The 1640-nt window shown below is 44.5% G+C and carries 4 protein-coding genes; all 4 read right to left on the bottom strand.

Features of this window, described 5'->3' with window-relative positions; all coding sequences use genetic code 11:
- Positions 1–289: hypothetical protein (locus tag AK963_RS28770; RefSeq protein WP_139117765.1), on the bottom strand; the 289-nt coding region annotated here is incomplete at its 3' end.
- Positions 279–572 (bottom strand): hypothetical protein, encoded by a 294-nt coding sequence (locus AK963_RS28765; RefSeq protein ID WP_066018704.1) that lies wholly within the window; start codon positions 570–572, stop codon positions 279–281. The genes AK963_RS28765 and AK963_RS28770, both read right to left, overlap by 11 nt.
- 81 nt (positions 573–653) lie before the next feature.
- On the bottom strand, positions 654–1076 hold the full coding sequence (locus tag AK963_RS28760) for a helix-loop-helix domain-containing protein (RefSeq protein WP_066018703.1): 423 nt from the start codon (positions 1074–1076) through the stop codon (positions 654–656).
- Between the two features lie 79 nt (positions 1077–1155).
- Entirely contained in the window at positions 1156–1515 is a 360-nt protein-coding gene (locus AK963_RS36955; protein WP_420795628.1) for a major capsid protein, read from the bottom strand.
- Positions 1516–1640 lie beyond the last annotated feature (125 nt).

Here is a 1640-nt window from a genome sequence, read left to right as displayed (position 1 = left end):
GGGCTTTACCGAACTTGTGAGCCCCGACCGGGAAAGTTCCTATCCAGACGATAAGATATTGGGAATCACTCTTTGGTCTGCTCAGTGTTGTTTTAACCCGGCCAAACTCTTTAAAAAGTTTCTGTGTGATTTTCAGTTGGCTTGCCAATTCTCTTAATACTTGCCGCTCGACCCATGTGCTCAATTTCCGCATGGTGCGTTGAATGGCTAATTCAGTTTTCTGTGGGGAGTGCTTAAACAGTGTTGTCAGTTCTTCAATATCCCCGCTGACTTCCTGCTCAATTAGCATAAATATTCCATTGGGCTAAATAGCCATCGTCTTTTAGTTTCCGGTCTACTTCATAAGTGCTGCCATTGGCCAATACCGTATCCCCTCGCTTAAGCCGGATAGCGCTATCGAGTGACAACACGGTAATCTCTCCCGCCACCGCCTCATACTGGCCAATTTCAACCACCTGTTGCTTTATGATCCCGAGGGTTTCCAGCGTTGAGGTATCAGCGAAAGTAATAAAAAGGGACTGCCCAAACGTCGAAAGGATTGAGTGACCCAGTTGCTTGAAAGCTTCGTCCATAAGGGCAGTCTCCTGAGTCGCTTTGGTTATAAAGGCTTTTGTAGCGAGTTTTTATTACTTTATATTTCTTATGAGGCAGGATTACTTCTGTTTGGTTATTTGATCTATTGAATTAGAAGGATCTGGGGCAAATCCGAGCTGCCGGTCAAGTTCTTTAATATATTCGGTGGCTTGTTTTAAAATCTGTATTTTTGGTAATTTCGTTTCAGATCCTCCAGGAATTTTATTTTTAAGTTCCTGAAAGGCTTTGTTCATTGTAGCATTACGTTTTTTCTCTCTAGCGGTAGCCTCTTCTCTTTGCTCAGCAGTCAAAGTACGTTGTCTTTTTGGGAGGGGGGGGGAGCTTACCTCTGTAGTTGACATGGAATATTTGGATTGGTGATCCATTTGATGGACATCAAACTGGTTGAAAGTTCCCCCTTCGGCAGGATTTATTCCACAAGCGCCATATGGTTCATCTAATTGAGTCTGATATTGCTGCATCTGCGTTGTATTAATGTTCATCTAATTTCTTACCTTCTTCAAATTGAACAAGGACTATAGCAAAAGAGCTGGCCATAACTGGCCAGCTTAAACTCACGGGTTAGCTCATGGTGAGCCTGATAACCGCCCTTGGCTTGAGGTTGATCGGCAGTGGGTTTGATTGGGTATGAACAAGCACGCCCTTATCAAAGTCCATCACCTTCTGCTTGGCATAGCGAGGGAGGCCGATGGTGTTGACGGTCTCAATGAAGTCTGCCGGAGCGAACCAGGTTCTAAAGATGTCAGCATCTTCCGGGTAGAGATACGCTTCATTGGCTGCAACAAAGTCCTGACCGCCGACCGATCCACGGTATTCTTCCCAGTTAATGTCTGCGAAGCGGAAAGTACCTTTCGGATCGTTGCGGAGGGCTTCACCATCCTGCCAACGCTGGTAAGCCTCTTTGACCGACTTGTGATTAATACCAATTCCATTTTTAAATTATGAAATAACAGCCCATGAACGGGAGCATAGACTTTTCAATCGGCCAACTTCAGAAAGTAATTCATTCCATGCCTCACAGCATTTATTGATAATATCTTCATAGT

Source organism: Endozoicomonas atrinae, from assembly GCF_001647025.1.
GTDB lineage: Bacteria > Pseudomonadota > Gammaproteobacteria > Pseudomonadales > Endozoicomonadaceae > Endozoicomonas > Endozoicomonas atrinae.
This window is presented reverse-complemented; position numbering and strand designations above follow the sequence as displayed.

What these genes read in the sequence shown, in the direction of transcription:
- AK963_RS28760 (WP_066018703.1), bottom strand. Translation starts at nt 1,076, where the DNA reads ATGAACATTAATACAACGCAGATGCAGCAATATCAGACTCAATTAGAT.
- AK963_RS28765 (WP_066018704.1), bottom strand. Translation starts at nt 572, where the DNA reads ATGGACGAAGCTTTCAAGCAACTGGGTCACTCAATCCTTTCGACGTTT.